This is a genomic window from Nocardia wallacei (assembly GCF_029868745.1).
GTDB classification, from domain to species: domain Bacteria; phylum Actinomycetota; class Actinomycetes; order Mycobacteriales; family Mycobacteriaceae; genus Nocardia; species Nocardia wallacei_B.
Map to the genome: position 1 here is coordinate 1 of NZ_JARWOP010000165.1, position 7980 is coordinate 7980.

The window sequence follows — 7980 nt, forward strand, 5'->3', positions numbered from 1 at the left end:
CCCGCACCGGGCCCCCCCCCCCCCCCCCCCCCCCTCGGCGCGCGGGGGCGGCCCCCTGGGTCCTCTAAATTAATCCCGGCCCCTCTTTTTGGGGGGGGGGGGTCCCCCCGGGCCCCCCCCCCCGCTTCCGCTATTCAAAGGAATAGCTCCCTTCTGTATGGAGCCATGGTTCGATGTGACAAAGTTTCTACCGACGAGTCAGGTAGTCTGTCCCGGACTGGCGGCATGCGATACAGTGACCGCACCCCAGTGTGCCGCGTCACATACCGCTGGTAATGCCGTGTCGTGACGTAGCCGCTCGGGCGCTCGTCCGAAGAATTCGTGGAGGTTGGCGTGGGCGTCGAGGTCAGGACCGAAGCTGTTACCAAATCATTCGGTTCACAGCGTATTTGGCAGGACGTCACGCTGACGCTGCCCCCGGGGGAAGTCAGTGCGCTGCTCGGCCCGTCCGGTACCGGTAAGTCCGTGTTCCTGAAGTCGCTGATCGGGCTGCTGCGCCCGGAGCGCGGCTCGATTTTCATCGACGGCACCGACATCACCACCTGCTCGAACAAGGAGCTCTACGAGATCCGCAAGTTGTTCGGCGTTCTGTTCCAGGACGGCGCGCTGTTCGGCTCGATGAATCTGTTCGACAACGTGGCCTTCCCGCTGCGCGAGCACACCAAGAAGAGTGAATCCGAGATCAAGAAGATCGTCATGGAGAAGCTCGAGCTGACAGGTCTGCTCGGCGCCGAGGGCAAGCTGCCCGGTGAGATCTCCGGTGGTATGCGCAAGCGTGCCGGCCTGGCCCGCGCGCTGGTGCTCGACCCGCAGATCATCCTCGTCGACGAGCCGGACTCGGGTCTGGATCCGGTTCGCACGACCTATCTTTCGCAGCTGCTGATCGACATCAACGCGCAGATCGACGCGACGATCCTGATCGTGACGCACAACATCAACCTGGCCCGCACCGTGCCCGACAACATCGGCATGCTGTTCCGTCGCCAACTGGTCATGTTCGGCCCCCGCGAGGTGTTGCTGACCTCGGAGGAGCCGGTGGTCAAGCAGTTCCTCAACGGCCGCATGGTCGGTCCGATCGGCATGTCGGAGGAGAAGGACGAGGCGCAGATGGCGCGCGAGCAGGCGCTCGCCGACGCCGGCCACTACGACAACGGCACCGACGAGATCGAGGGCATCATCCCGCAGATGAAGGCCACCCCCGGAATGCCGTTCCGACAGGCCGTGGAGCGCCGCCGGCACCGGGTCATGGAGATCATGCACACCCTGCCACACACGGCCCAGGTGGCGATCCAGGAGTCGCTGTCGGAGAACGGCGATACACAAGTGTTGCCCGCCTATACGGGTAACGCTCCGGAATATCAGGGCGGCGCGTACGACACCACCGTGCGTCACAACCCAACCAACGGGTAACATACGCAGCCGTGAATCAAACCCTGACGCGGCTGCGCACTCCGGTCGAGTCGGGTTTTGCCCAGGCTGGCAACATCTTTGCGCTGCTCATCAATGTCGCGCGCAAAACGTTCGCCAGACCCTTCCAATGGCGTGAGTTCGTCGAGCAGTCGTGGTTCATCGCGAGCGTCTCGATCCTCCCTGCGGCCTTGGTGGCAATCCCGTTCGGCGCCGTTGTGGCTTTGCAGACCGGTTCACTGATCAAGCAGCTGGGCGCCGAGGCATTCACCGGTGCTACCAGCGTGCTGGCGACCGTTCAACAGGCCGCTCCCGTCGTCACCGCGCTGATCATCGCCGGTGCCGCGGGGTCGGCCGTCGCCGCCGATCTGGGCTCGCGGACCATTCGCGAGGAGATCGACGCGATGGAGGTGCTGGGCATCGACCCGGTGCAGCGGCTGGTCGTGCCGCGCGTGCTCGGCATGATGTTGGTCGCGGTTCTGCTCAACGGCCTGGTGTCGGTGGTCGGTATCTGCGGCGGCTACGGGTTCAACGTGCTGCTGCAGGGCGGCACGCCGGGCGCGTATCTGGCCTCGTTCTCCGCGCTGGCCCAGCTGCCCGATCTGTGGATCGGCGAGATCAAGGCGATCATCTTCGGACTGATCGCGGGCGTCATCGCCGCGTACAAGGGGCTGCATCCCAAGGGGGGACCGAAAGGAGTGGGTGACGCGGTGAACCAATCCGTGGTGATCACCTTCCTGGTGCTCTTCTTCGTCAATCTGATTCTGACGTTGGTGTACCTGCAGGTCGTCCCGGCCAAGGGCTCCTGACCCATGGTGGTGGCACAGCGTTCCCCGATCTTCGCCAAGCAGATGCGCCGGATCGGACGGGTCCTGCGCGGACCGGTCGACGTGATCGATCGCGCCGGCGATCAGATGTCGTTCTACTCCAAGGCCATTGCGTGGATTCCGCGCACGGTCGTGCACTACCGCAAGGAGGTCATGCGGCTGCTGGCCGAGGTGACCTTCGGTTCCGGCGCGCTGGCGGTGATCGGCGGCACCATCGGCGTGGTCGTGATGATGTCGGCCTCGGTCGGCGTGGTCGTGGGCCTGCAGGGTTTCAAGGCCCTCGACGCGCTGGGCAGCGGCGTGCTGACCGGCTTCCTCACCGGCTACATCAACACCCGTGAGCTGGCTCCGCTCGTCGCGGCGCTGGCGTTGTCGGCGACGGTCGGCTGTGGTTTCACCGCGCAGCTCGGCGCCATGCGGATCTCCGAGGAGATCGACGCGCTCGAGGTGATGGCGGTGCCGGGCGTGCCGTTCCTGGTGACGACCCGCGTGATCGCGGGTTTCACGGCGGTGATCCCGCTCTACATCGTCGGCCTGCTGGGCACGTTCCTGGCCTCGCGGCAGATCAGCGTGTGGTTCAACGGGCAATCGACCGGGTCGTACGACCACTACTTCAGTTTGTTCCTGCCACCCGAGGACGTGTTGTATTCGTTCCTCAAGGTGCTGGTCTTCGCCTTCGTCATCATCCTGATCCACTGCTATTACGGTTTCACCGCGACCGGCGGTCCGGCCGGTGTCGGCGTGGCGGTGGGGCGCGCGGTGCGGGCGTCGATCGTGCTGATCAACATTCTCGATTTCTTCCTCAGCCTGGCTATCTGGGGGACGACTACGACGGTGCGGGTGGCCGGATGAACGGGGTGCAGTTCTGGCGCTCCACGGAGAAGATCCGGGTGCGCACGCTCGGTCTGCTGTTCTTCGTGGTGATGGCGCTGTTCCTGGCGACCACGATCGCGGCCTACAACAAGGTGTGGGTCAAGACGGTGAAGGTCGACCTGGTCACCGACACCGTGGGGAACGCGTTGACGCGCAACGCCGATGTGAAGGTGCGTGGCGTCAATGTGGGCGAGGTCCGATCGAGCCAGTCCGCCGGCGGCAAGGTCACGCTGCACCTGTCGCTGAGTCCGGACAAGGCGAAGAAGATCCCGTCCAACGTGACCGCGCGGCTGCTACCCAAGACGCTGTTCGGCGAGCGCTACGTGGAGCTGGTCTGGCCCGAGCAGCCCAGCGGAGAACCGCTGCGCGCGGGCATGACGCTGCAGCAGGATTCCAGCGGCAACGCCGTCGAGGTCAGCCAGCTGCTCGACTCGGTACTGCCACTGCTGCAATCCATTCCGCCGCAGTACCTCTCCTCCACACTGGGCGCGCTGTCGCAGGCGCTCGGCGGGCAGGGCGAGGAGCTGGGCCACACGATCGATCGGCTGGACACCATCTTCCGCGACCTGAACAGCGTGATGCCCGCCCTGCAGGACGACATCCGCCAGTTCGCCACCGTGGCCGACACCTACTCCGACGCGTTGCCGCAGTTGGTCGACGCCTTCGACAATCTGCGCACGCTCAACGCCACCATCGTGCAGAAGCGGTCCCAGCTCGACACGCTGTATTCGGTGCTGACGCCGGCCTCGGCGCAGACGGCCGGTTTCATTCTGGCCAACCACGACAACATCATCGATATCGCGGCCGACTCGCGCACCGCGCTGGAACTGCTGGGCACCTACTCGCCCACCTTCGCGTGCACGTTCAAGAACTTCGCACAGCTCAAGCCGCGCATCGACAACATCTTCGGCAAGGGCACGGACCTGCCGGGTTCGCGAGTGTCGATCATGCTGACCAACACCCGCGGCCGCTACCTGCCCAACCAGGACGAGCCGCGCTGGCTCGACGAGCGCCCGCCGGTGTGCTTCCCGGAGTACCCCGGCGGAGTGGACTCCGGCCAGTACCCGACCGGCTCGGCCAACGACGGTTCCTACCAGCCGCCCAGCCGCAACCCGGGTGACCCGAACATCGGACAGGTGCCGCCGGCCCAGTTCTCGGTGTTCGGCGGGCAAGCCGCTCCGACGCTGGCGGGCTCCCCGGCCGAGCAGCACACGCTGGGCGCGATCTATGGTGCGGCCAACGGCGTTTCGCCGGATCAGGTGCCGAGCTGGGTGACCAGGATCGGCGCGCCGGCCCTGCGCGGAAGCGAGGTGAGTGTGAAGTGAGCGGCAATTTACGTGGCCTCGGCGGGCCGCTGACGAAACTCGCCCTCTTCATCGTGGTGACGCTGCTCGCCACCGCGCTGCTGGGTGTCACCATCGCCAACTATTCCGGCGGCGGTCCGGAATTCAAGGCGCGGTTCACCGATGTGACGTCGCTGAATTCGGGCGACGAGGTGCGCATCGCGGGCGTGCGGGTCGGCAAGGTGACCAAGGTGTCGGTGGTCGGCCACAACCAGGCGGAAGTGAAATTCCAGCTGACCGACCGGGATTGGCTGCCCGCCTCCACCACGGCCACCATCCGCTACCGCAACCTGGTCGGCCAGCGCTATATCGCGCTGGAGCAGGGCACCGGTCAGCAGGGCCGAAAACTCAACGAGGGCGGCACGATTCCGCTGGATCGCACCAGACCGGCGCTGAATCTGACCACCTTGTTCAACGGTTTCCGTCCGCTGTTCCAGACGCTGTCGGCCGATGACGTGAACAAGCTGTCCTACGAGATCATCCAGGTGTTCCAGGGTGAGTCGGGCACCATCACCGAGCTGGTGTCGAATACGGCGAGCCTGACCAACAAGATCGCCGACAAGGACGCGGTGATCGGTGAGATCGTGAAGAACCTCAATGCCGTGCTGGATTCGATCAATTCGCGGGACGGCCAGCTCAACGATCTGATCGTCAATACCGAGGCGCTGGTCAGCGGGCTGAACGCCGAGCGGGGCACGATCGGGTCGGCGGTGCAGTCGCTGGGCAACCTGGCCTCGGCCACGGCCGATCTGCTGGTGCCCACCCGCCCGACCCTGCAGGGTTCGATCGCCGGGCTGAACCAGCTCACCGGCACCCTGAACGATCGGTCCGACGAGGTGAACGAGGGTCTGACGAATCTGCCGATCAAGATGGAGAGGCTGGGCCGCGCCGCGAGTTACGGCTCCTGGTTCCAGTTCTATCTGTGCGGCATCGATATCGTCGCCGGGCCGGGGACCAGGGACGCGCCGCAGCTCAACCTGCCGGCCGCGATCACCGATCTGCCGACGGTGAACCAGCCGCTCTACACCAACCCGGCCCCGCGTTGTCATGGGAAGGGTGGCCGCTGATGGACGACCGGCAACTGACCGGTAAGCGCAGCCCCGCCTTCATGGGCGGGCTGGGCCTGTTCCTGGTACTGCTGATCACGGTGTCGGTGTTCTTCCTGGACCGGCTGCCGATCCTCGGCGCGGGTACCAAGTACACCGCGGAGTTCTCCGAGGCGGCCGGGCTCAAGAAGGGCAACGAGGTCCGCATCGCCGGCGTGAAGGTCGGCTCGGTCGCGGACGTGCGCCTGGACGGCGACAAGGTGCTGGTGGACTTCCGCACCAAGGACGCCTGGGTCGGCGACGACACCACGGCGTCGATCCAGATCAAGACGGTGCTCGGCCAGAAGTACCTGGCGCTGGACCCGAAGGGATCGCATGTCGCCGATCCGGGCGAGCCGATTCCGTTGTCGCGCACGGTCTCTCCGTACGACGTGACCGAGGCGTTCCAGGAGGTCGCGAAGGATCTCGAGCAGACCGACACGGGCCAGCTGGCCGCCAGCATGCGGGTGCTGTCGGACGCGTTCTCGGGCACCGCCCCGGAGATCCGCGGCACCATCGACGGCATCGGCCGGTTGTCGGAGACGCTGGCCAAGCGCGACGAGCAGCTCAAGCAGTTGTTCGCGGCTACCAACAAGACCACCAAGGTGCTCGCGGACCGCAACGCCGAATTCGAGCGGCTGCTCGCCAACGGCGGTGAACTGCTCGCCGAGCTGAACGTGCGCCAGCAGGCCATCTCGCAGTTGCTGACCGGCGCCAGGACGGTGGCCGCCGAGCTGACGGCCCTGGTGCACGACAACGAGGAGCAGATCGGCCCGGCGCTGACCAACCTGAAGTCGGCCATCGACATGCTCAACGACAACCAGCAGAACATCTCCAAGACGCTGACCCTGGCCGCGCCGTTCTATGGGTTGTACGCCAACGTGCTCGGCACCGGTCGCTGGTTCGACGCCGTGATCGTCAACCTGACCCCGCCGGCGCTGCCGGAGATCCCGGGCGATCGTCCGCCGATCCGGAATCTGGGAGGCTACTGATGACGGCGTCTCGTTCGGCGGGCACCCGCCGGGATCCGCTGACCGCGTTCCGGGAGGCCGGCCGCGGCACCAAGATGCTGGTCGCCGGGGGACTGGTCGTCGTGGTCGTCCTCGCCGGTGTGCTGTGGTGGCTGTTCGACAACTACAACACCACCAAGATCACCGCGTACTTCGACAAGTCGATCGGCATCTACGAGGGCTCGGACGTCCGCATCCTCGGCGTGCCGGTGGGCAAGGTGGATTCGGTCGAGCCCGCGGGCGAGCAGGTGAAGGTCACCATGCAGGTCGACCGGGACTACGACATCCCGGCCGACGCCAAGGCCGCTCAGATCACGCCGTCGGTGGTGTCGGACCGCTACATCCAGCTCACCCCCGTCTACAAGGGCGGGCCGAAGATGCCGCGCACCGCGACGATTCCGAAGGAGCGCACCGCGACTCCGGTGGAGGTCGACCGGCTGTACAAGTCGATCGCGCAACTGTCCGACGCGCTGGGGCCCAACGGCGCCAACAAGGACGGCGCGCTCAACGAGCTGGCGCGCACCTCGGCGGCGAATCTCGCCGGTAACGGTGAGGCGCTGGGCAACAGCCTGGCGCAGCTCTCGCACGCGGCGCGCTACCTGTCCGACGCGCGGGGCGACATCTTCGACACCGTCAAGAATCTGCAGATCTTCGTGCGCACGCTCGCCGAGAACGACCAGCAGGTGCGGCAGTTCAATACGCAGCTGGCGGATCTGGCCGGTTTCCTCGCCGACGAGCGGCAGAACCTCGGCCAAGCTCTGCACCTGCTGTCGGTGGGTCTCGGCGACGTGGCCCGGTTCATCGATGACAACCGAGGCCTGATCGCGGAGAACGCCGAGGCGCTGACGAAGCTGACGCAGACCCTGTCCGATCAGCGCCAGGACGTCGCCGCCCTGCTGCCGGTGCTGCCGCTGGCGCTGAGCAACCTGATCAACGTGCACAACGGCGAGTCCGGCACGCTGGACATGCGCGCCAACTTCACCGATTTGGAGAACCCGTTCGGCGCGGTGTGCAAGATGCTCGATCTCGGCCAATTGCGGCCTGGTGACCCGAAATTCGACGCGATCAGCCGGCAGCTGCGCCCGATCCTGGACCAGTGCAAGACGATCACCGATCAGGTGAAGGCGGGCGTGTCCACTCCGTCGCTGATCCTGCCGTTCGGCATCCTCAGCGGCGAGAACCAGCAGCGCGCCCCGGTCCCCGGCACGGTGCCGGGTACGCCGTCGGATCAGCTGCCGCCGTCTCAGCAGGAAGGTGGGACGCGATGATCGACGCCTTCGGCCTCCCCGTCATCCCGGCACGCTTTTTGGCGGGGTCCAGCGATAGATTACGGGCAAAAGCGCGCCGGGATGGCGGATCAGCGGTGGCCGGCCCCCGAAGCCGCAGCCCCGCAAGGGGGTTAGCGGGGGGGGGCCTAGTGGGCTTGTGCGCGGCG

7 protein-coding genes are annotated in these 7980 nt (G+C 66.1%); all 7 read left to right on the forward strand.

Annotated elements, in window-relative coordinates; translation table 11 throughout:
• Positions 1–333: 333 nt before the first annotated feature.
• The 7 genes from QH470_RS13815 to QH470_RS13845 all read left to right on the forward strand — a co-directional run bounded on the left by QH470_RS13815 (position 334) and on the right by QH470_RS13845 (position 7813).
• Positions 334–1410, forward strand: a complete 1077-nt coding sequence (locus QH470_RS13815) for an ABC transporter ATP-binding protein (protein WP_280272741.1) — start codon at positions 334–336, stop codon at positions 1408–1410.
• 11 nt (positions 1411–1421) lie between these two features.
• Positions 1422–2216 carry an MlaE family ABC transporter permease gene (locus QH470_RS13820; protein WP_280272742.1) on the forward strand — a complete coding sequence of 265 codons (795 nt, stop codon included), beginning with the start codon at positions 1422–1424 and terminating at the stop codon, positions 2214–2216.
• A 42-nt stretch (positions 2217–2258) separates the two neighbouring features.
• Positions 2259–3086, forward strand: coding sequence for an MlaE family ABC transporter permease (locus QH470_RS13825; RefSeq protein WP_400182974.1), 828 nt, complete (start codon positions 2259–2261; stop codon positions 3084–3086).
• Positions 3083–4432, forward strand: coding sequence for an MCE family protein (locus QH470_RS13830; RefSeq protein ID WP_280272744.1), 1350 nt, complete (start codon positions 3083–3085; stop codon positions 4430–4432). Before QH470_RS13825 ends, QH470_RS13830 begins: the two co-directional genes overlap by 4 nt.
• Positions 4429–5517, forward strand: coding sequence for an MCE family protein (locus QH470_RS13835; RefSeq protein WP_280272745.1), 1089 nt, complete (start codon positions 4429–4431; stop codon positions 5515–5517). Before QH470_RS13830 ends, QH470_RS13835 begins: the two co-directional genes overlap by 4 nt.
• Positions 5517–6527: an MCE family protein gene (locus QH470_RS13840; RefSeq protein WP_280272746.1), complete on the forward strand. Its 1011-nt coding sequence runs from the start codon at positions 5517–5519 to the stop codon at positions 6525–6527. The genes QH470_RS13835 and QH470_RS13840 overlap by 1 nt, the downstream gene beginning before the upstream one ends.
• Positions 6528–6601: 74 nt before the next feature.
• Complete coding sequence (locus tag QH470_RS13845; protein ID WP_425302660.1) at positions 6602–7813, forward strand: MCE family protein; 1212 nt, start codon at positions 6602–6604, stop codon at positions 7811–7813.
• Positions 7814–7980: the final 167 nt, after the last annotated feature.

Excerpts from the sequence above, each read along its gene's own strand:
- QH470_RS13825 (WP_400182974.1), top strand. The coding sequence starts at position 2,259 with ATGCGCCGGATCGGACGGGTCCTGCGCGGACCGGTCGACGTGATCGAT.
- QH470_RS13830 (WP_280272744.1), top strand. The coding sequence starts at position 3,083 with ATGAACGGGGTGCAGTTCTGGCGCTCCACGGAGAAGATCCGGGTGCGC.
- QH470_RS13840 (WP_280272746.1), top strand. The coding sequence starts at position 5,517 with ATGGACGACCGGCAACTGACCGGTAAGCGCAGCCCCGCCTTCATGGGC.
- QH470_RS13845 (WP_425302660.1), top strand. The coding sequence starts at position 6,602 with ATGCTGGTCGCCGGGGGACTGGTCGTCGTGGTCGTCCTCGCCGGTGTG.